The sequence below is a fragment of the Methylotenera sp. genome (assembly GCF_029945535.1).
In the GTDB taxonomy this organism is placed as follows: Bacteria; Pseudomonadota; Gammaproteobacteria; order Burkholderiales; family Methylophilaceae; genus Methylotenera.
Window position 1 is genome coordinate 141,609 of record NZ_JAQSCU010000006.1, and the last position, 19,614, is coordinate 161,222.

The 19,614-nt window shown below is 43.1% G+C and carries 21 protein-coding genes; 10 read left to right on the forward strand and 11 right to left on the reverse strand.

The window, feature by feature from the left end:
- Nucleotides 1-166 precede the first annotated feature (166 nt).
- From gatC to gatB, 3 genes are read left to right on the forward strand one after another with little or no spacing between them, the layout of a single operon-like run.
- On the forward strand, nt 167-481 hold the full coding sequence (gatC, locus tag PSU72_RS01760; RefSeq protein WP_300430050.1) for an Asp-tRNA(Asn)/Glu-tRNA(Gln) amidotransferase subunit GatC: 315 nt from the start codon (nt 167-169) through the stop codon (nt 479-481).
- Between the two features lie 23 nt (nt 482-504).
- Nucleotides 505-2,004, forward strand: a complete 1,500-nt coding sequence (gene gatA / locus PSU72_RS01765; protein WP_300430052.1) for an Asp-tRNA(Asn)/Glu-tRNA(Gln) amidotransferase subunit GatA — start codon at nt 505-507, stop codon at nt 2,002-2,004.
- Nucleotides 2,004-3,449 carry an Asp-tRNA(Asn)/Glu-tRNA(Gln) amidotransferase subunit GatB gene (gatB, locus tag PSU72_RS01770; protein ID WP_300430054.1) on the forward strand — a complete coding sequence of 482 codons (1,446 nt, stop codon included), beginning with the start codon at nt 2,004-2,006 and terminating at the stop codon, nt 3,447-3,449. The genes gatA and gatB overlap by 1 nt, the downstream gene beginning before the upstream one ends.
- A gap of 121 nt (nt 3,450-3,570) precedes the next feature.
- Here gatB and PSU72_RS01775 read toward each other — a convergent pair whose 3' ends face one another.
- Both PSU72_RS01775 and pyrE read right to left on the reverse strand, forming a co-directional pair.
- On the reverse strand, nt 3,571-4,212 hold the full coding sequence (locus PSU72_RS01775; protein WP_300430056.1) for a DUF4124 domain-containing protein: 642 nt from the start codon (nt 4,210-4,212) through the stop codon (nt 3,571-3,573).
- Nucleotides 4,213-4,285: 73 nt separating this feature from the next.
- Complete coding sequence (gene pyrE / locus PSU72_RS01780; protein ID WP_300430058.1) at nt 4,286-4,960, reverse strand: orotate phosphoribosyltransferase; 675 nt, start codon at nt 4,958-4,960, stop codon at nt 4,286-4,288.
- Nucleotides 4,961-4,991: 31 nt separating this feature from the next.
- Between pyrE and PSU72_RS01785 the strand changes: the two genes are divergently transcribed.
- From PSU72_RS01785 to PSU72_RS01810, 6 genes are all read left to right on the forward strand, one after another.
- The gene (locus tag PSU72_RS01785) at nt 4,992-5,780 is read left to right on the forward strand and encodes an exodeoxyribonuclease III (protein ID WP_300430060.1); all 789 of its coding nucleotides are present in this window, start codon (nt 4,992-4,994) and stop codon (nt 5,778-5,780) included.
- Between the two features lie 174 nt (nt 5,781-5,954).
- Entirely contained in the window at nt 5,955-6,452 is a 498-nt protein-coding gene (locus PSU72_RS01790; RefSeq protein ID WP_300430062.1) for a hypothetical protein, read from the forward strand.
- A gap of 65 nt (nt 6,453-6,517) precedes the next feature.
- Nucleotides 6,518-7,096 (forward strand): hypothetical protein, encoded by a 579-nt coding sequence (locus tag PSU72_RS01795; protein WP_300430064.1) that lies wholly within the window; start codon nt 6,518-6,520, stop codon nt 7,094-7,096.
- A 794-nt stretch (nt 7,097-7,890) separates the two neighbouring features.
- Nucleotides 7,891-8,241 carry a hypothetical protein gene (locus tag PSU72_RS01800; protein ID WP_300430066.1) on the forward strand — a complete coding sequence of 117 codons (351 nt, stop codon included), beginning with the start codon at nt 7,891-7,893 and terminating at the stop codon, nt 8,239-8,241.
- Between the two features lie 89 nt (nt 8,242-8,330).
- Nucleotides 8,331-9,167 (forward strand): DUF692 domain-containing protein, encoded by an 837-nt coding sequence (locus tag PSU72_RS01805; RefSeq protein WP_300430159.1) that lies wholly within the window; start codon nt 8,331-8,333, stop codon nt 9,165-9,167.
- Nucleotides 9,164-9,958 carry a DNA-binding domain-containing protein gene (locus tag PSU72_RS01810; protein ID WP_300430068.1) on the forward strand — a complete coding sequence of 265 codons (795 nt, stop codon included), beginning with the start codon at nt 9,164-9,166 and terminating at the stop codon, nt 9,956-9,958. Before PSU72_RS01805 ends, PSU72_RS01810 begins: the two co-directional genes overlap by 4 nt.
- Before the next feature lie 61 nt (nt 9,959-10,019).
- Here PSU72_RS01810 and PSU72_RS01815 read toward each other — a convergent pair whose 3' ends face one another.
- The 5 genes from PSU72_RS01815 to PSU72_RS01835 form a co-directional block, all read right to left on the reverse strand.
- Nucleotides 10,020-10,880, reverse strand: coding sequence for a DMT family transporter (locus PSU72_RS01815; RefSeq protein ID WP_300430070.1), 861 nt, complete (start codon nt 10,878-10,880; stop codon nt 10,020-10,022).
- A gap of 101 nt (nt 10,881-10,981) precedes the next feature.
- Nucleotides 10,982-11,752 (reverse strand): DUF1223 domain-containing protein, encoded by a 771-nt coding sequence (locus PSU72_RS01820; RefSeq protein WP_300430072.1) that lies wholly within the window; start codon nt 11,750-11,752, stop codon nt 10,982-10,984.
- A 226-nt stretch (nt 11,753-11,978) separates the two neighbouring features.
- Complete coding sequence (locus tag PSU72_RS01825; RefSeq protein WP_300430161.1) at nt 11,979-13,193, reverse strand: AmpG family muropeptide MFS transporter; 1,215 nt, start codon at nt 13,191-13,193, stop codon at nt 11,979-11,981.
- Nucleotides 13,194-13,249: 56 nt separating this feature from the next.
- Nucleotides 13,250-13,867 (reverse strand): methionine biosynthesis protein MetW, encoded by a 618-nt coding sequence (metW, locus tag PSU72_RS01830; protein ID WP_013149254.1) that lies wholly within the window; start codon nt 13,865-13,867, stop codon nt 13,250-13,252.
- Nucleotides 13,857-15,014, reverse strand: coding sequence for a homoserine O-acetyltransferase (locus tag PSU72_RS01835; RefSeq protein ID WP_300430076.1), 1,158 nt, complete (start codon nt 15,012-15,014; stop codon nt 13,857-13,859). Before PSU72_RS01835 ends, metW begins: the two co-directional genes overlap by 11 nt.
- 116 nt (nt 15,015-15,130) lie before the next feature.
- On the opposite strand from PSU72_RS01835, the gene PSU72_RS01840 reads away from it, so the two are divergent.
- Nucleotides 15,131-15,661, forward strand: a complete 531-nt coding sequence (locus tag PSU72_RS01840) for a gamma carbonic anhydrase family protein (RefSeq protein WP_300430163.1) — start codon at nt 15,131-15,133, stop codon at nt 15,659-15,661.
- 24 nt (nt 15,662-15,685) lie between these two features.
- Here the strand turns inward: PSU72_RS01840 and PSU72_RS01845 are convergent, their stop codons facing one another.
- The 4 genes from PSU72_RS01845 to prfA all read right to left on the reverse strand — a co-directional run bounded on the left by PSU72_RS01845 (nt 15,686) and on the right by prfA (nt 19,586).
- Nucleotides 15,686-16,834 (reverse strand): sterol desaturase family protein, encoded by a 1,149-nt coding sequence (locus PSU72_RS01845; RefSeq protein WP_300430078.1) that lies wholly within the window; start codon nt 16,832-16,834, stop codon nt 15,686-15,688.
- A gap of 85 nt (nt 16,835-16,919) precedes the next feature.
- Nucleotides 16,920-17,882 carry a peptide chain release factor N(5)-glutamine methyltransferase gene (prmC, locus tag PSU72_RS01850; protein WP_300430080.1) on the reverse strand — a complete coding sequence of 321 codons (963 nt, stop codon included), beginning with the start codon at nt 17,880-17,882 and terminating at the stop codon, nt 16,920-16,922.
- A 100-nt stretch (nt 17,883-17,982) separates the two neighbouring features.
- Nucleotides 17,983-18,450 carry a hypothetical protein gene (locus PSU72_RS01855; RefSeq protein ID WP_300430081.1) on the reverse strand — a complete coding sequence of 156 codons (468 nt, stop codon included), beginning with the start codon at nt 18,448-18,450 and terminating at the stop codon, nt 17,983-17,985.
- 53 nt (nt 18,451-18,503) lie between these two features.
- Nucleotides 18,504-19,586, reverse strand: coding sequence for a peptide chain release factor 1 (gene prfA / locus PSU72_RS01860; protein ID WP_300430083.1), 1,083 nt, complete (start codon nt 19,584-19,586; stop codon nt 18,504-18,506).
- Between the last annotated feature and the right edge of the window lie 28 nt (nt 19,587-19,614).

A 19,614-nucleotide genomic window follows, 5' to 3' on the forward strand; every position in this document is an offset into this window, starting at 1 on the left:
AAGTAAATATTTAAGCGCAATTAAGACGTCAGTAAATTGCAGGTATAATACCGCATATTGAGTTGAAAATTAAGATGTGATTGCAACTTAATTGTAAAGAGAAGTCATATCAAGTGACTCATTTTGAACATCAAAATGTACTAATTAAATTTCGGATTAATGAAACATGGCATTGAGCATTGAAGACATCAAAAAAGTAGCACATTTAGCACGTATTGAAGTGAGCGAAAGTGATGCTGCGGCAACACTCACTAAGTTGACAGGAATTCTTGGTTTGATTGAGCAAATGCAGGCTGTAGATACCACTGGCATTGAGCCGATGTCGCATTCTCAAGATTTAAGCCAGCGCCTGCGTGATGATATCGTCACTAAAACCAATCTGCGCGACGAGTTTCAGAAAAACGCGCCTGCACTAGGTAATGGATCAACTGAACCAGCGGTTGCAGGTGGTTTGTACCTTGTACCTAAAGTAATTGAGTAAGCACTTAAATATAAGACCTGAATATGATGAACAGTAGCCCTATAAATTTAAGCTTAAGCCAGCTGGGCGAGATGCTCCAAGCGAAGAAGATTTCCAGTGTTGAATTAACACAAACTTTTCTAGATAGAATTCAGCAATACAATCCTAGTATTAATGCCTATATTGCTCTAGATGAAGGTAAAACATTGGCGCAGGCCAAAGCAGCGGATGCGCGCATCGCGGCTGGTAATACCGCGCCTTTAACAGGTATTCCAATCGCGCAAAAAGACATTTTTTGTGCCAAAGGCTGGCAGACCACTTGCGGTTCTAAGATGCTCGCCAATTTTATTGCACCTTATGATGCACATATCATTACTCAGTTTGATGCGGCAGGTGCAGTGAATTTGGGTAAAACCAATATGGATGAATTCGCGATGGGTTCATCTAACGAAACTTCATATTTCGGTGGCGTTAAAAACCCTTGGAGTTTTGACCGTGTGCCGGGCGGAAGTAGTGGCGGTAGTGCAGCGGCGGTAGCGGCAAGGCTTTGTGCGGCAGCAACGGGTACTGATACTGGCGGTTCAATTCGCCAACCAGCTTCGTTGTGCGGTTTTACAGGGTTAAAACCAACTTATGGTGCTGTGTCACGTTTCGGCATGATTGCCTTTGCATCTTCGTTAGACCAAGCAGGACCGATGGCAAAAAGCGCTGAAGACTGTGCGCTGATGATGAACGTGATGGCAGGTTTTGACGAACGTGATTCAACCAGCTTGAATCGTGAAAAAGAAGATTACACGCGTGATTTAAACTTACCACTGCAAGGCTTAAAAGTTGGTCTGCCAAAAGAGTATTTCGCAGAAGGTTTAGATGCCAGCGTAGGTAAAGTGATTGAAGCCGCCATTGCAGAATATAAAAAGTTAGGCGCTGAAATTGTAGATATTTCATTACCAAATACGGGCTTATCGATTCCTGTTTACTATGTGTTGGCGCCAGCTGAGGCTTCAAGTAACTTGTCGCGCTACGATGGTGTGCGTTACGGACACCGTGCTGCTGAATATACAGACTTGATGGATATGTACAACAAGAGCCGCGCTGAAGGTTTTGGCGCGGAAGTAAAGCGTCGTATCTTGATTGGTACTTATGTATTGAGCGCGGGTTATTACGATGCTTATTATCTAAAAGCCCAGCAGATTCGCCGTTTGATTGCGCAAGACTTTGTCGAAGCTTTCAAAAAATGTGATGTGATTATGGGGCCAGCAGCGCCTTCAACTGCATTTAAAGCGGGTGAAAAGGTGGATGATCCAGTTGCCATGTATCTGCAAGATATTTACACCATCTCTACCAATTTGGCTGGCTTACCGGGCATGAGTATACCTGCCGGCTTTGCACAAAGTGATGATGGCGTGTCGTTACCAGTTGGTTTGCAAATTATCGGTAATTATTTTGATGAAGCACGTATGTTGAATGTGGCGCATCAATATCAACAAGTGACAGATTGGCACGAAAGAATGCCAGAGCTGGTATTGCCAAAGGAAGTTAAATAATGGAATGGGAAGTCGTCATTGGGTTAGAAACTCACACTCAACTAAGAACAAACACTAAGATTTTTTCAGGTGCTTCTATCAAATACGGTGCTGAGCCAAATACTCAAGCCTGTGAAGTGAGCATCGCCTTGCCAGGCGTGCTGCCCGTATTGAATAAAGAGGCAGTACAGTGCGCCATTAAGTTTGGTTTGGCGATTAATGCCCATATTGCACCACGCTCTGTGTTTGCACGTAAAAACTATTTTTACCCTGACTTACCAAAAGGCTATCAAATCAGTCAGTTTGAGTTGCCAGTGGTTGGTAAAGGTGCCGTCACAATACAAGTGCCAGCGGTTGGTAAAAATTCAGCTTATGAAAAGGTTGTGAATATCACGCGCGCGCATTTGGAAGAAGATGCAGGTAAATCTGTGCATGGTGCGGTTGAAGGCATGAGCGGTATTGATTTAAACCGTGCAGGTACGCCATTATTAGAAATCGTGACTGAGCCTGATATGCGCTCAGCGGCTGAAGCTGTGGCTTATGCGAAGAAGCTTCATGAGCTAGTGCAATGGATAGGCATTTGCGATGGCAATATGCAAGAAGGTAGCTTCCGATGCGATGTTAATGTGTCTGTGCGCCCTAAAGGTACAGAAAAGTTAGGCACGCGCCGTGAGATTAAAAACCTGAACTCGTTTAAATTTATGACTCAAGCCATTGAGTATGAAACTCGCTGGCAAATCGAAACGCTAGAAGATGGCGGAACGATACAACAGGCAACGGTGTTGTTTAACCCAGATACTGGCGAAACACGCTCTATGCGTAGCAAAGAAGAAGCGAACGATTACCGCTACTTTCCAGACCCTGATTTGTTGCCATTGGTGATTTCAGAAGCAGATAAAGATGCGGTGAGAGCCACTATGCCAGAATTGCCAGAGGCGATGAAAGCGCGCTTTGAAGCAGAATATGCATTGTCTAGCTATGATTCAAACGCGCTGACCACTTCACGAGATTTAGCCAACTACTTTGTTGCAACCGTTGATGCTGGTGCGGATGCTAAGCAATCGGCGAACTGGGTAATGGGTATATTGGCTGCTAAATTAAATGCAGCTGATACTAGCATTATTGACTCACCCATCAATGCGCAACAGCTTGCGCAGTTGTTAAGGCGTATTGGCGACAATACGATTTCAAATAACGCCGCCAAGCAAGTGTTTGAGGCGCTGTGGAATGCTGAAGGAAGTGTTGACGATATCATCGCAGCCAAAGGCCTAAAACAAGAGTCAGACAGCGGTGCAATTGAAGCGATTATTGACGAAGTATTAGCCGCAAATGCTGCCATGGTTGACGAATTTAAAGCAGGTAAAGAAAAAGCGTTTAATGCGTTAGTTGGTCAAGCCATGAAAGCCTCAAAAGGTAAAGCTAACCCAGCGCAAGTGAACGATATTCTGAAGAAAAAGTTAAGCTAAGACCTCAGCTAAATTAATTTTCAGAGTCCGCAAATTAAAACGCCGCCAATGCCGAGAAAGTTTCGGACTTAGGCGGCATTTTTTATGCGTTACTTGTTACATTAATATTTTTACGTGAGCTTTATTGTGGCTTTAGCTGAATATACCTAGACCGATATTGACTGAAACGAGTTTTTGTTTGTGCAATACTATTTTGCACTGCAAGAATTTGGGATTTTGATTTTGTAATTTGCGTTTGATAATTTTGAGCATCTTCAGTAGCTTGACTAGGCATTTTTCTACCAGAAAATTTTGCATAAATGCTGGCCAACATCTTTTTGTTATCTTCTTGATTCTGGCTTAAGGTGAGCAAAGCAGCTTCGTCACTCTTTAAGTTACGTTTTTCTGCCATATCAATTTCTTCTACAGACGAATAAGACGCTAACAAGGCTTTATCTTGCCTTTGTTGCTCTGCTGAAAGCTTCTCAGTTTCTTGAGAGTTATCTTTTGGATTAAAAGATTCATTCGTTTTAATCACGGTGCCTTGATTATTCAACACAGAATTGCTGCGCCCAGATTCTTGCGCTGGCATTTTGTCGCCGTAATGGGTGACGCCATTTGCGTCTTTCCATTTAACGATTTTACTGCCATCAGCGTAGGCTAGGTGCGCATAGCAGGTGAGTATCAGTAGGCTTGAAGAAAGCAAAGCAAACAAGGCTGAACTCGAATGACCAAGCTTCGCCTTGTCAGAAAAATGTGAATTAATCTCAGCTAAAGGTTTCATTTTAAAAACTAATACTTTTTCTTCACCATTTTTATGAATATTTCTAAGGCGCTATATTCAACCTTAAAACTAATTAAATAACGCCATACATTTGGCGATACGATTTGACTTTATCCAAAAGCAAATTTTGTGCCATACCGTTTTGGTTTTCTAGATAGGCCAATAAGTCATCCAAATTTGCGATGGCGCATACTGGTATTCCATTATTTTTAATCACTTCTTGCACGGCAGATAGCTCACCCAAACCTTTCTCCTGTCTGTCTATGGCAATAGCCACGCCACAAGCAGTTGCGCCATTGTGGCGGATAAGCTCAACAGACTCTCTCACTGAGGTGCCTGCCGAAATCACATCATCAATGATGAGCACCCGACCTTTTAGTGGGCTACCCACAATGACACCGCCTTCGCCATGATCTTTAGCCTCTTTGCGATTGTAAGCGTAGGGCACATTGTGACCATTTTTGGCAAATGCGATGGCAATACTTGCCGCTAGCGTAATACCTTTGTAGGCTGGGCCAAATAACATATCAAATTCTATGCCGGAGTTTTCAATGGCAGCTGCATAAAACTCGCCGAGCTTCATCAAGCTTTCGCCATCATCAAATAAACCTGCGTTAAAAAAGTAGGGGCTTAGGCGGCCTGCTTTGGTTGTAAATTCGCCAAAGCGCAAAACCTCTTTTTTAATGGCAAATGCGATAAACTCTTGTCTGAATTGCTCAGACTGCTCAATTGTGTGTTTCGTGCTCATGTTCTAGATCATTATATTAAGGAATTAAGTTTTGAAGATTATATCGCTAAACCTGAATGGCATACGCTCTGCAACAAATAAAGGTGTGCAAACTTGGCTGCAAACGCAAAATGCAGACGTAGTGTGCATGCAGGAAATTAAAGCCCAACAAGCAGACATGACGCCAGAAATGCTCAACCCAGCTGGCTACTATGGCTATTTTCATTATGCTGAAAAGAAAGGCTATAGCGGCGTAGGTATTTATTGTAAAACCAAGCCAGATGCCGTGATTGAAGGTTTAGGTGGTTCTAACGATGACGTTAAAGATATCGATAGCGAAGGACGCTATATAGAATGCCAGTTTGGTAACTTAAGTGTAATTTCACTCTACTTGCCAAGTGGCTCTAGTGGACAAGAGCGCCAAGCTTTTAAATTCAGTGTCATGACGCGCTTTATGCTGCACATGCAAGCACTGATTAAAAGTGGTCGTGAAATCATTATTTGTGGTGATTGGAATATCGCTCACAAAGAAGCTGACCTTAAAAACTATAAAGGTAATAAGAAAAACTCAGGTTTCTTGCCAGAAGAGCGCGCATGGCTGACAACATTGTTTGATGAAGTTGGCTGGGTAGATGTATACAGAACCCTACACCCTGATACCACAGATGAAAGCTATACGTGGTGGAGCAACCGTGGGCAGGCCTGGGCGAAAAACGTAGGTTGGCGTATTGACTATCAAATTGCTACGCCCGCAACGGCGGCTAAGGCTGTTTCAACTAGTGTTTATAAGGTTGAGAGATTTAGTGATCATGCGCCGCTGATTGTGGAATATTCGGATTAGAGATTTAAATTTATTAACGAAAAACTTATTCAAAATAATTGAGCAAATTAGGCTAGACTAATAGTGTATTTAATTTACTGATTCATTTTTTGCATTAAATTATTAAACTACCCCAATAACCGATTTAATTTTTTTAGGTTTACTGTCTAACTTAAAATTCAGGAGTGAGTAAAAATGAGAATAATTATTTTAATATTGATTGCAGTGATTTCATTGGTGGCATCAAACCACATTCTGGCAAATGAGCTAACTCACCTTAAATGCTCTGGGGTATTATCGACTACACATTTAATTTTAGACAATAGTGAAAAGAGTCGTACAGAGAATCATGGTATTGAAGTCATCGGAATGACGATTGACGGCAATAAAATTAGGCTCTCTGGCGGTGATGCGGTTTTTTCTTTGCTTATGCCTAAAACAGAATTTTCTATATGTAAGGCTCATGAAGTCATTGAGTTTTATGCCATAAACGATCAAAACTGCAAATTAACAATCGAGAAAAAGAGTCTTGCAACACCCACAGACTTTTACTCAGGCGAATACAATCGAATATTAGACTCATTTGTTATTTCTAGGCAGCGTAATGACTTTATCCTATATAAAGACTCAGAAATAAAAACACAAACAATTACGACAGGTGGTGAGTTTCATTGCGAAAAAGTAAAACTTTAACATCGTACAAGGGCTACATAGAAATGTACGAACTGTCCACATCACTTAAGCGTTAGCTATACCCAATGAACATATGGCAAACAATTTTATTGGCTTTTGGTGGCAATGCTGCTTTACTTGCTGTACTTGGATATATTGGGAAATCGCTACTTGAAAAACTGATTGTTCGGGATACCAAATTATTTGAGTCCGACTTAAAAGCCAAAACTGACGCTGAGATTGAAAGGTTAAAAAATGAATTAATGCACAGAGTTGAAAGCTATAAAGTACAACTCAAAAAATCTGAGTTTCTCTTCCAAAAAGAGTTTGAAGCGGCCTCGGCCTTCGCTGCGTTACTGCAGTCAATACATCCTGGATTTAACCCTATGATGGATTGGTATGAGGCATGCGACGTTATAGCGCAAGACCTTGAAAAAATTGAGACTAGGCTCAGTGATTTTCTCGCTAAATATGGTGCAGTTCTTACTGACTATGAGAAAAATATTTTAACCAGTGCTATTTCAGATGCTGGATATGGAAAGTTTGATGTCATCGATGGAGAGGTTGACTCTGATGCTAACCAAAAGGCAGGTGAGCTTTATAACAGCCTATATGAGCTTGAGAAACAACTAATTGTGCGAGTTCGTGACCAATCTAGTCTTTAACTAATCCATTAATTGGATACAGTAAAGTGCGTTTCTAGAGTTCGCAGGGGTTACTCGCTTCCAGTACGCTGTATGTCACTTCCTTTTTCGCCTCTAGGCGAGTTACTTTCTTTTGCTTGCTCAAACAGCCGCTTGCCGACAACTCCCATCAAGCTTGCGCTGCTCGGCGCGGGTCAATGGGATATTTAAGTTCAAACGCGTTGAGGCTTCGCGGTTGGTTGATTAATCCTAAAATCTCTCAACGCCCGTCATTCTGAGTGCAATGAAGAATCCAGTTTTTAGTCACGTTCAAACTGCTGGATTCTTCATTGCACTCAGAATGACGGGGGTGTGTAGCTTATGCGGTGGACTTGCTTGTAGTAAGCCGTAATTCAAATTACCTTTTATTTTTTGTAACTCACTTTACTAAACACCAATAGCCCACCCGCCACCATAATTAGCATGCCAAACAAACCCATCAAATATGGGATTTTATTAAAAAAGACATCGCCGATTAAGCCTGAGAATAATAGCTACGTGTATGAAAACGGCGCTAAAGTGGCGAGTGGATAGGTTTTGGTCATTGAATACTCAGCATACCAACTTAGGCTAACAATTTTTTTTTAATTGTTTTGTAAGGACTGATGAGTTGTTCCGACTAAATTGAGTGTGGCGCATGATGCATCTAAATTATGCAATCTCACGTAATTAAATACGCTACGTTTCTAATTGATTTTGTTAGGCCTCAATAAAATTTAGAAGCCTATTGAAACTTTAGATGGAAGCTACTTATCATCAATTTGGAAGGAATCATCATGTCTATTGAAACATCTAAAGGTCGTCGAGGTGCACTATTGGCGATTGGCGCCGCAGCACTTATCTTAGCGGGTTGTGCAGCAACAGGCTCAGGCGCCAATATGGCTAGCAACAGCACTGTGGGTGCATGTGTAGGCGTAAACTCATGTAAGGGCACTAGTGATTGCAAAACTGCTGGCAATTCATGTAAAGGTCAAAACTCTTGTAAAACAGCAACAAATGCTTGTAAAGGCCAAGGTTCTTGCAAAAGTGCTGCAAACGCTTGTAAAGGTCAAAATGAGTGTAAAGGTCATGGTCATTTAGCTTTAACTGGTGCTGATTGTGATGCAAAAGGCGGACATTTAGTTTAATAGTTTGTTAATTTGAGCATGGGTATGGTGACATGCCCATGCTGATTTTAACGACTTATCAAACCTTCACGCCATTATTTGAGATTTACATGCGCAACAATCTACCGTCATTAGGTTTTGGTCTCGGTTTACGAACAGAGCACTACAACACTATTTTAGAAACCAAGCCAAAGGTTGACTGGTTTGAAGCATTATCTGAAAACTACATGGTACCTGGTGGTTTACCACTAAATTTCTTAGACCGTATTCGTGCAGATTACCCAGTAGTCATGCATGGAGTATCTTTATCAATTGGTTCTACAGAGCCATTCGACCAAGCGTATTTAAAAGATTTAAAAAAGCTAGCCGATAGAATTCAACCCGCTTGGATTTCTGATCACCTATGCTGGACAGGCGTGCATGGTCAAAATATACACGATTTATTGCCATTGCCTTACACCGAAGAAACTGCAAAACACATAGCCGAGCGCGTGAACACTGTGCAAGATTATCTAGGCCGTCAGATTTTGCTAGAGAACGTCTCTAGTTACGCCAGTTACGTTGATTCCACTATGACTGAGTGGGAGTTCATCTCGCTGATTTGTGAACAAACCGATTGCTTACTGCTATTAGACGTCAACAATATTTACGTCAGTAGCTATAACCACAATTTTGATGCCAAAGACTTTATTGACGGAGTGCCTCAACATCGTGTCCAGCAAATTCATTTGGCTGGGCATCAAAATAATGGTGACTACATTATTGATACACACGATGCACCAGTGATAGACCCAGTGTGGGATTTATATAGCTATGCAATTTCCAAGCTGGGCGAGGTTTCTACCATGATAGAGCGCGACGACAACATGCCCGAGTTAGACGTGCTAGTGCAAGAGTTGCAAATCGCACGTCATCTATCAGCCAATGTACTAAAGGAGGCCGCATGAGTCATCTAGCCAATCTGCAAGCAGAGTTCCAAGCTTACTTAATGGATGATGTTAAAGGGGCCGGCTTCATAAAGTCTGTCATCGATGACAAAAAAGTCGGTGCAAAGAAACGTTTAGGCATTTATTTTGACGCTTATCGACTGCGCATTATTGAAGCGCTAGCCACCGCTTACCCGCAGCTAAAAGCATTATTGGGTGATGTGCTATTTAATAAAGTGGCGCGTGAATACATAGATGCATACCCATCTACCTACCTTAATTTGCGTTGGTATGGCAGTCAGATGCGTGGACATTTGCAAGAGACGTTAGCACAACACCCAATTGCGGCTGAAATGGCCAATTTTGAATGGACGCTATCATTAGCCTTTGATGCAGAAGACGTGCCTGAGTTAAGTCTGCAAGACCTCGCGACGATTCCACCAGAAAGCTGGGTTGACCTAAGTTTTGAATTTCAACCCGCCATTAAGATTATTCAAACGAGCTGGAATACCATCGCCGTATGGCAAGCCTTAGAAGCTGAAGAAACGCCACCAAAGCCAAAGCAGGAGAGCATTTATCAATCTTGGCTAATCTGGCGAAAAAACTTCAACTCACAATTTAGGCTGATAACAGAAATGGAAGTTACCGCCTTAAATATGGCGGTGATGGGGGCAACTTTTGGAGAAATTTGCGCAAGTTTAGAAGTTGAGATGGATGAGGAGCAAGCTATGGTAACTGCGGCACAATACCTAGCTAGTTGGTTAGAAAATGGGCTGGTTTGTAAGGTCAGCTTAATTAAATTCGCGTCGTAGTTGAACGCTCAATTTGCTTTCGCCATGCTGACTTTCGTCAGCATGGCGAAAGAGTGTAACTTTATTTTCTGTAGCTAACTTTACTAAACACTAATAACCCACCCGCCACAATAATCAGCATGCCAACCAAACCAATCAAGTCTGGGATTTGATTAAAAAAGACATAGCCGATTAAGCCCGCAAATAATAGTTGTGTGTATGAAAATGGCGCTAATGTCGAAGGCTTGGCGTGTTGGTAGGCTTTGGTCATCCACAGGTGGCTAACGAGGGCCGATATGCCAAGTAGTACCATTAATAAAGCAAAATGCAGAGTAGGGGTTTTCCAAAAAAATGGCAGTAACATGCTTGTTATTAGCGCACTGATGAGTCCGCTAATGAAGTTTGTGGTGCTTGAGCTATCGGTATGGTTCAGTTTGCGAGTGATGATTTGATACACGCTGAACGAGAGTGCCGCGCCTAAAGCCAGTAAGGCAACTGGGTGGAACATACTGCCGCCGGGGCGTACGATGAATAAAACTCCTATAAACCCAATGGCTACTGCAATCCACTGTAAACGCGCGATGCGTTCACCTAATAGCGGACCTGATAATGCGGTGACTATTAACGGGCTAAGATAAACAATGGCGGTACCTTCTGCTAGTGGAATGTAATGTAAGGCGCTGATGAACATTAAGTTTGTATTCACCATGCACAGGCCGCGAATAATTTGTAGCTTGGGATTTTGGGTAACGATTAAAGTTTTTAATGATGGCGGCCTTAATACCGCTAACATTAATGAAATATGCACAATATAGCGCACCCATAGCACCATGACGACAGGGTAAAAATTAGTGAGGTATTTAGATAGCGCATCGCTACTTGCAAAGAGAAACACTGCGGCACAAATAAATAAAATGCCTTTTTGAGGATGTTCGGTGTTCACGTAACGGCGCTATATTTAAGGGTAAAGCCATATTCTATCTTAAAATCCACATCAATTTTTGCTCACGTTAAATTTTGGTTGGCCTGTTTATCGTTTTAAGTTTAGCCACAAAAAGGCAAAGCTAAGCTCTGCAAAATCTCGCCATTTCTTGAATCTTGCACAAATATCACTGCGCCTGCTTGTCGGCCTTTCCACTCTGGTTTTAAAGTGATATTTTTTGCAAACTCATTCTTATTGCTGAGTTGATAAGCACCATAGAAATCACGCACCACGTAATCATGCTTTAGTTCGCGACCATTGTTTTCGCCTGCATTCACTTGGCTGACTAATTTATTTTCATAAATCGCTATAAAAATATCGGCATTGTTAATATCGGCAGGGTTAATGGCTTGTGCAGTTGCTTTAAGTATGATTTCACCATTCGCTAGTGTGATGGAGTTTAGGCTTAAATTAGCGCGTGAGGCTAACTTTTGACTAGCAGAAACTGCTTGGTTTAAGCGCGAGGTGTCTGCACCTTTAAAGTCGCGCCCGTTTAATACGAACTGGGGCGTATAGACAAAACCAGCACCTGCGAAAGCGGCAGTTTTGCGTTGTCTGTCGCTATATTCGGCTTTAGAGAATTTGTCTTTCCAGCCGATATAGTCCCAATAATCTACGTGAAAAGCGAGTGGGATAATTTTTTTAGTGTCTGGCTTTAAATCGCTTAGCCATTTATCTGCGGGTGGGCAGCTGCTGCAACCTTCTGAAGTATATAGCTCGAGTAAAGGTACTGTCGCTGCGCCGCTTTTGGCGCTACATTCTGCGGCGATTGCGGGTTGGATAGTAAGGTTAACTAAGCTTAAAGCGAATGCTATTTTAGCAATCAGGCGCATGATTGAACTCCTTTTGTGATCATAGGAGTTAGTCGTGTGGGTTGTGGAAACCTTACAAGCGTTTCAATGCGTCGTCATTCTGAGCATAGCGAAGAATCCAGAACTAAATTCCTAAAAAACTAGATTCTTTCGCGCCTAATCTTACCGCTTTAGCGATTTAGATTGGCGGAGAAGACCTTTACGGTCTCGCTACGCTCAGAATGACGGGAATGGGAGAGTGATGTTTTTATCTATGCTCACGCCAAGGCGCAACTTTTAATAAAAGCACCATGCCCGGAATGGCTAAGAACGTACAGACGTAAAAGAAATTCTCCCAGCCTAAATTTTCTACCATGCCGCCTGTAAGCGCGTTAAACACTGACCTTGGCACGGCAGATAAGCTGGTAAATAAAGCGAGTTGAGTGGCGGTGTAAATAGGGTTGGTTTCGCGCGCCATGTAGGCAACGTAGGCAGCTGTGCCAAGACCTACACCAAAGGCTTCTGCACCAATCACAATGGCTAGCATGCTGCGTTCAGCTGTACCAATGACATCAAAAGGTCCCGCATGTGCCAGCCAAGCAAAGCCTAAAATAGTGACAGCTTGGGCAATACCAAACACCCACAAGGCGCGGTTTATGCCCAATTTGAGCATCCATAAGCCGCCTACAAATGCGCCTGCAATTTGCAAGACTAAGCCGCTGCCTTTTGCAATGGCGCCAATATCACTTTTGCTAAAATGCATATCTAAATAAAAGGGCGTGGCGAGTGCGGTTGCCATGCTATCGCCAAGTTTGTAGAGCAAAATAAATACCAGTACCAATAATGCGCTTTGCCAGCCCTGTCGGCCAATAAACTCACGAAATGGCTCAACGACAGAGGCATACAGTGTTTTAGGCGCAACGGCTTTGAGTGATTCGCGTATCAATAATGTCATGATGATGCCGGGCAGCATAAAAAGGGCAACAATCCAAAACACGGATGACCACGGCAAATGGTCTGCTAGTATTAGCCCAAGCGAGCCTGGCACCAAACCTGCGATGCGGTAAGCATTCACATGTATGCTATTGCCTAAACCTAGCTCATGGTCACTTAAAATTTCGCGGCGAAACGCATCAATGACAATATCTTGGCTGGCGGAGAAAAACGCAATCAGCGTTGAAATAACCGCAATGGTGGTAATGTTGAGTTTTGGCTCATAAAAGCCGTAAGTAATCATGCTGGCAAAAAGCGCCACCTGCGTGATGAGCATCCAACTGCGTCTGCGTCCAAGCGGTGCGATGAGGTTGTATCTATCCATCAGTGGCGCCCATACAAACTTCCACGAATATGGCAACTGTATAAACGCAAAAGCGGCGATGGTTTTGAGGTTCATGCCTTCAGAACGTAACCATGCGGGTAACAGTTGCAAGAGCAAATACAATGGTAAACCTGAGGTAAACCCCAAGAAGACACAGATCAACATCTTTTTACTAAGCAGCGATTGCCAGATGCTAGGCTGAGCGGGGTTTTGAAGCACTACTAATTGGCTTTCAGACGATAAATAGCCAAATTACCTAAGAAGTTAGGCATAAAATCTATTTGATTACCATCGGTAATGACTTTGCGTTCTAACACTGAAATTTTGTGATTTTTACAAAACTCGTCAAAATCATTAATGGTGCAAAGGTGTACATTCGGCGTATCAAACCATTGATAAGGCAGTATTTTAGACACAGGCATATTGCCTGAGAGAATTTGCACGCGGTTGCGCCAATAGCCAAAGTTAGGAAAAGTGACGATCACTTCACGACCAACGCGCAGCATCTCCAGCACGATTCCTTCTGTATTGTGCATGGCTTGTAGCGTTTGAGAGAGAATCACAGTGTCAAATGACTGGTCTTCAAAGCCTGATAAACCGTCTTCTAAGTCCATTTGAATCACGTTCACGCCATTGTTCATACAGGTCAACCAATTGGCATCATCTTTTTCTACGCCGTAGCCTTTTACTTCTAAGCCACTGCGTAAGAATTGCAGCAATGCACCATCGCCGCAGCCTAAATCGAGTACTTTTGAGCCGAATTTTACCCAGCCAGAGATAATTGCAAAGTCTTGCCTGAATTCTTGTGTTGAATTTGTAATATTTACATTATTTTGCATGGTGAGTACCAACTTCAATACTATTTAAATAGGCGCGCAAAATGTTGTGGTAATGCGCATCAGGCATTAAGAATGCATCATGGCCATGCGCAGCAGTGACTTCTGCATAGCTAACGGTACGTTCATTGTCGAGCAGCGCTTTTACAATTTCGCGTGAGCGTGCAGGTGAAAAGCGCCAGTCACTGGTGAAAGAAACCACTAAAAATTTCGCGGTGACTTTGTTCAAAGCGGCGCTTAAATCGCCATCGAAATTGAGTGCGGGGTCGTAATAATCCAAAGCTCGCGTCATGCGCAGATACGTATTGGCATCAAACTCGCCCGCAAACTTATCGCCTTGATAACGCAAATAAGATTCCATTTCAAACTCAGCGTCAAAGCTATATTTAATGTCACCTTTAAGCTTACGGCCAAATTTGGCGCCCATTGCATCGTCGCTTAAATAAGTAATGTGGCCTAGCATGCGCGCAATGCGCAAGCCGCGGCGTGGCAATACTTGGTGTGCGTAATAATCGCCGCCATGAAACTCGGGATCGGTAATAATGGCTTGACGCGCTACTTCGTTAAATGCGATGTTTTGTGCGGTGAGATTAGGTGCAGATGCAATCACCAAAGCATGGCGTACGCGTTCTGGGTAAGCAATTGTCCATTGCAGTGCTTGCATGCCACCAAGGCTGCCGCCAATAACGGCAGCAAGTTGTTGGATGCCTAAATAGTCTGCCAATAAAGCCTGAGATTTAACCCAATCTTCAACCGTCACAACGGGAAACTGTGACCCCCATTGCTGATTGGTATCGGGGTTATTACTCACGGGCCCAGTGCTACCGTGACAGCCACCAAGATTGTTAAGGCCAATGACGAAGAATTTATTAGTGTCTAACGGCTTATTCGGGCCAACTAAATTGTCCCACCAGCCGGCATATTTATCATTTTCACTGTATTTACCAGCGACGTGATGTGTGCCAGATAGCGCATGGCAGATTAAAACCGCGTTGGATTTATCTGCATTTAGTGTGCCGTAAGTTTCATATACAAGGTCGAACTGCGGCAGTACAGCGCCGCTTTTTAGCGTGAGCGGTTTCGCGAAATGTGCAGTTTGTGGAGCAACTATGCCTACAGAGCCAGTGCCAACGGAGTTATTTTCAGTCATTTTGTGATTATACTATGTGTAAATTAAATACTGCTGCTAGTAATTCTGGTTAGTGTGATTTTAACTTGAAGGTAATTCACTTGTAAAAAACCAGCTTGTATAAAAGAGGCGTGATGATGCAATTAAAAAACATTCAAACATTTCAGAACAAAACGCCACAAATAGCTGGAAGTGCTTACGTTCACGAATCCGCCACTGTCATAGGTGAGGTGAGCATAGGCGAGAATAGCTCGGTGTGGCCTAGTGCAGTGATACGCGGCGATGTGAATTTTATCCGCATAGGCAAAAACACTAATATTCAAGATTTAAGTATGCTGCATGTGAATCATAAATCTAGTGATGACCCGCAAGGTTCACCCTTAATTATTGGCGATAACGTCACGATAGGTCATACGGTGATTTTGCATGGCTGCACCATTGAAGATACCTGTTTGATTGGCATGGGCAGTATCGTGATGGACAAAGCTGTGGTGCAAAAGTGCGTACTGCTCGCGGCGGGTAGCCTTGTGCCAGAAGGCAAAGTGCTGGAAAGCGGTCACTTATATGTCGGCCGCCCTGCTAAGAAAATCCGCGCATTAACGCAAGAAGAAATCGCAGGTTTAATGGATTCTGCCAATAATTATGTGCAACTGAAAAACTTATATTAAGGGGGAATAAACACGCCCTAAGTATTAAGCTTTACGTTTAAATGGATAGCAAAACTGCTGCCAATAACCATTTGGCACTGGGTGTCCACCCACGCCATAGCCGCTAGGCCATTGGTTTGGCGGCATATAGTAAGTGCCAAATAGTCGATCAATCAGCGGAAAGTGAATAGAAAAATTCACGTCTATCGCTTCTTTTTCTATGCCGTGGTGCCAGTGGTGAAAGCGCGGCGTAACGATGAAGGGTTTGAGCCACTCCACATTAAAACGTACGTTGGCGTGGATAAATGTTGCATTGAGATACACCAGAAAAATGTAAATATGCAGCGCATTTTCAGCATAACCTAACGCATACATTGGAATAATCGTCATCGAACGCAAACCAATAATTTCGACGATATGCATGCGCGAGCCTGCAAGCCAATCCATATATTTAGCCGAATGATGCACCGCATGAAAGCCCCACAAAAATGGAATCTGATGGAACGCACGGTGAAACCAATATTGCACAAAATCAGTCAAAAACATGATTTCAATGACTTGTAGCCATAATGGCTGATTCGCTACCATTTGTCTAAATTCTGCCCAGTTACCTGTGTGCTGCAAGATTGCCATGGAAGGTGCAAGAGTGAGAAATGCCAAGCTTTGTACCAGCAAACTGCCTAGCAGGAAATAGAATAAATCTTCACGCCATTCGGTTCTGAAGAGCGGTTGATTAAGGCGCCCGAACACTTTTTCTAACGGTACAAAAAGTAAACCTGTGAATAAGATATTCAGTACAAACCAATCTAACCCCAGCGAGGCCAAGTGCGTTGCGTTTGGATCTGCGCTGGATGCACCAGAACTCATTTCACCAATGATGGTGGCTAAAAACACCACGGCAATCGCGCTGAATCCTAGCACTCTGTTACGTCTCAGCATCATGTTGATGCAAGCTAAGGCATAACCAATGCCCAAAAGTACTTGTATGATTAAAGTTAAATAAGGCAGTTTGTATAAACCACCAAGCTCTTTGGTAGAGAAAAATGCCGAGTATTGCGAACTAAGCATTAAAAATAAACCTGCAATACCAATCACTAAAGCCGCAACGCCACTTAACCAGCCAGAGCCAAATGTACGCGCTTCGGCAGGTGCTTCTAAGTCGTTACGTATGGCGAGGCGAACGTGGTTAATCATAAAAACTTTCTATTTAAATAGGACTATAAAACTATAGGACTTAAAACTAAAGTATTAACAATAGCGCTATTAAAGATAAAGAGGGTTAATCCCAATGGGTACTGACAATTAGCGGATTTTTTCCTAACGTAACACGGTCATTGTTACCTAAATCTTTAATCGTTTCAATGTTTGTTAGCCCTGCATCCGCCATTAAATCAGCGACCTGTTCCGCTTGATTATAACCATGTTCCAGCATCAGCCAGCCTTGTGGTTTTAAGTAGATCAAGCAATCTCCAATAATTTGACGAATGTCATCCAAGCCATCCGCACCAGAGGCTAATGCACTTATAGGCTCAAAGCGTAAATCGCCTTGCGTAAGATGAGCGTCATCTTTTTCAATGTATGGTGGATTGCTGACGATGACATCAAACCGTTGATTGTTTAGATTTTCAAACCAGTTGCTCAAAACAAACTCAACATTGTTAATCCTTAAGTGTTCAGCATTTTGTTTGGCGATTTCTAAAGCCGCTGCTGAGGCGTCAACCGCAATAATACTGGCTTGCGGGCGATTTTTTGCAATAGCCAGTGCAATTGCACCAGTGCCTGTGCCAAGGTCTAAAACTCTTAAATCGTCATTCCGACGAAAGTCGGAATCCAGTGTCTTTTTGCCATATTGCTCAACGCCACTGGATTCCGACTTTCGTCGGAATGACGAACTCGGACTACTTTCACTTGGTGGAGTCTTAGCCAAAGCCGCTTCCACCAAAGTTTCGGTATCAGGTCGCGGAATCAATGTATCAGGCGTTACCAGCAAATTCAAACCATAGAACTCACGGCTACCTAAAATATAAGCCATAGGTTCGCCACCTAAGCGACGTTTTAGCAGTGCCTCAAACGCCGCATGGATATCGGGCTGCAGAGCATCATTTGCATGCGCAATTAACCATGCGCGATTCACATTGAGCACATGTTGCAACAGTAATTGCGACTCAAGTTTGGCTTCTTCCGTGCCGAGTAGCGAAGTTGATGTTTGTAATATGTATTTAATGGATTGAGTGTGGTTCATTTGTTTTTTTGTAGGGTGGGTAACTCGTTACCCACGCGGTGCAATGTATCAATAAAAATCTAACACGTGGGCAAACAAGTTGCCCACCCTACTTGGCTGCTTAATTGGCAAGCAGTGCTAATTCTATTGTTAACAGGAGCTGATGTGCATTATGAGCTTCATATTGTGCCACTTTCGCTTCGCCAGTATCAAAGTACGCTTTTTCATGGACAAGCTCTTTACGAGCTCTCCTAAATCGGCTCGCGGCCTCAAGAATTGACTGATCAGTGATGTCTAATAGTTTGAGTTTTTCTTCATAAGGCTTAAAGTCAAATTCCCGAAACTTGTCTTCGTTGTAATCGCGGACAATCAATAAATGTAACAATGCCTCTAACCACATCCCCGTAAAAACAATCACTATCATTGCTTGTTTGAAGCTCATTTGGCTTGGGTCGAATTGGAGTATCCAGCCTTGAGTTTCATCGTCTTTTGGTTTATGGCCAGACTTAATGAGTGTTTGCATGGATTCAAAAGCATCAATGGCAATAGCCTTATAAGCCGAGATATTGGTGAGGATGAGTTCGCTCATAGAGTTGTATAAAGTAAAATATGCATTTGATTTAATTGCATTGTCTCAAATTGCTAATTATCTTCACCCAAACTTGCCAACAAATCGGCCTGATGCTCAGCCGATAATGCGCCAATCAATTCATCCATATCACCTTCGGTAATTGCATCAATTTTATATAACGTGAGGTTGATGCGATGGTCTGTGATGCGGCCTTGCGGGTAGTTGTAGGTGCGGATGCGCTCTGAACGGTCGCCTGAGCCAATCAAACTTTTACGTTCGCTGGCGATTGCGCTATTTTGCGCATCAACTTGTTTGGCTTTAATGCGTGCGGCGAGTACGGCCATGGCTTGCGCTTTGTTGGCATGCTGGCTGCGGCCTTCTTGGCATTCGACCACAATACCTGTTGGCGCGTGGGTAATACGCACGGCAGAGTCGGTTTTGTTAATGTGTTGACCACCCGCACCACTGGCGCGGTAGGTATCAATGCGAATATCGGCTGGGTTAATCACCACATCGCTCACTTCGTCCGCCTCAGCCAACACGGCCACCGTGCAAGCTGAAGTATGAATGCGGCCTTGTGTTTCGGTATCTGGCACGCGCTGTACGCGATGCACGCCACTTTCAAATTTCATTTTGGAATATGCGCCGTAGCCTTCAATTTTGGCGATAATTTCTTTGTAGCCGCCCACTTCACTTTCATTGGCGGACATAATTTCGACTTTCCACTTTTGTTTTTCGGCGTATCTTGAGTACATTCTGAATAAATTGCCACAGAACAAGCCTGATTCATCACCGCCCGTACCTGCACGAATTTCTAAAAAGATATTTTTATCGTCATTGGGGTCTTTCGGCAACAACAATACTTGTAAGGCTTTTTCTACCGCTTCTAGTTTAGTTTTACCGTTTTCGATTTCTTCTTGCGCAAACTCTTTCATATCAGGGTCACTCAACATCGATTGCGCTTCTTTGATGTCGGCCTCAGCCTGTTCAAACATGTGATATTGCTCAACGATAGGTGTAATTTCCGCATGCTCTTGTGTGAGTTTGCGATAGTTGTCCATGTTGTTGGTCACACCCTCAGAACTCATCAGGCGGTTAATTTCTTCTAAACGCTCGCTTAAAGTGGCGAGTTTTCTAATCATGCTTGGTTTCATACGGGTTACTCTTTAGAGAATTGCTTTA

Coding starts and splice junctions, on each gene's coding strand:
- PSU72_RS01840 (WP_300430163.1), top strand. CDS start 15,131: ATGCAATTAAAAAACATTCAAACATTTCAGAACAAAACGCCACAAATA.
- PSU72_RS01820 (WP_300430072.1), bottom strand. CDS start 11,752: ATGCGCCTGATTGCTAAAATAGCATTCGCTTTAAGCTTAGTTAACCTT.
- PSU72_RS01790 (WP_300430062.1), top strand. CDS start 5,955: ATGAGAATAATTATTTTAATATTGATTGCAGTGATTTCATTGGTGGCA.
- metW (WP_013149254.1), bottom strand. CDS start 13,867: ATGCAAAATAATGTAAATATTACAAATTCAACACAAGAATTCAGGCAA.
- PSU72_RS01795 (WP_300430064.1), top strand. CDS start 6,518: ATGAACATATGGCAAACAATTTTATTGGCTTTTGGTGGCAATGCTGCT.
- PSU72_RS01800 (WP_300430066.1), top strand. CDS start 7,891: ATGTCTATTGAAACATCTAAAGGTCGTCGAGGTGCACTATTGGCGATT.
- prmC (WP_300430080.1), bottom strand. CDS start 17,882: ATGAACCACACTCAATCCATTAAATACATATTACAAACATCAACTTCG.
- gatC (WP_300430050.1), top strand. CDS start 167: ATGGCATTGAGCATTGAAGACATCAAAAAAGTAGCACATTTAGCACGT.
- gatA (WP_300430052.1), top strand. CDS start 505: ATGATGAACAGTAGCCCTATAAATTTAAGCTTAAGCCAGCTGGGCGAG.
- prfA (WP_300430083.1), bottom strand. CDS start 19,586: ATGAAACCAAGCATGATTAGAAAACTCGCCACTTTAAGCGAGCGTTTA.
- PSU72_RS01810 (WP_300430068.1), top strand. CDS start 9,164: ATGAGTCATCTAGCCAATCTGCAAGCAGAGTTCCAAGCTTACTTAATG.
- PSU72_RS01825 (WP_300430161.1), bottom strand. CDS start 13,193: ATGTTGATCTGTGTCTTCTTGGGGTTTACCTCAGGTTTACCATTGTAT.
- pyrE (WP_300430058.1), bottom strand. CDS start 4,960: ATGAGCACGAAACACACAATTGAGCAGTCTGAGCAATTCAGACAAGAG.
- PSU72_RS01845 (WP_300430078.1), bottom strand. CDS start 16,834: ATGATTAACCACGTTCGCCTCGCCATACGTAACGACTTAGAAGCACCT.
- PSU72_RS01835 (WP_300430076.1), bottom strand. CDS start 15,014: ATGACTGAAAATAACTCCGTTGGCACTGGCTCTGTAGGCATAGTTGCT.
- gatB (WP_300430054.1), top strand. CDS start 2,004: ATGGAATGGGAAGTCGTCATTGGGTTAGAAACTCACACTCAACTAAGA.
- PSU72_RS01805 (WP_300430159.1), top strand. CDS start 8,331: ATGCGCAACAATCTACCGTCATTAGGTTTTGGTCTCGGTTTACGAACA.
- PSU72_RS01855 (WP_300430081.1), bottom strand. CDS start 18,450: ATGAGCGAACTCATCCTCACCAATATCTCGGCTTATAAGGCTATTGCC.
- PSU72_RS01775 (WP_300430056.1), bottom strand. CDS start 4,212: ATGAAACCTTTAGCTGAGATTAATTCACATTTTTCTGACAAGGCGAAG.